The sequence below is a fragment of the Seonamhaeicola maritimus genome, assembly GCF_008056315.1.
Taxonomy (GTDB): Bacteria; Bacteroidota; Bacteroidia; order Flavobacteriales; family Flavobacteriaceae; genus Seonamhaeicola; species Seonamhaeicola maritimus.
In genome coordinates this window covers 1,009-1,236 of record NZ_VRKQ01000004.1, presented here as the reverse complement: position 1 = coordinate 1,236, position 228 = coordinate 1,009, and the positions used below count along the sequence as shown (strand labels likewise).

1 pseudogene is annotated in these 228 nt (G+C 32.5%); it reads left to right on the top strand.

Going from position 1 to position 228, the window contains the following annotated elements:
- Nucleotides 1–228: pseudogene (locus tag FUA22_RS00025) on the top strand (site-specific integrase); the annotation flags it as partial.

Below are 228 nucleotides of genomic sequence, written 5' to 3'. Positions count from 1 at the left end.
TCAAAGTTAAATGGAGAGTCTTATTTGTTTACTCCTAACCAAATAGGTGGTGATTGGGATACACATGAAGATAACAAGCGTGACTATTTCACTAAACGCTTTAAAAAATTGGTAAAAGATACTTTTGGATTAGGAGCTGATTATGGTTTATATAGTTTTAGACATACTTATATCACCAAAGTATACAGAGCTTTGGTGAAAAAATCTTCACCATTTGAAGCCAAAAGC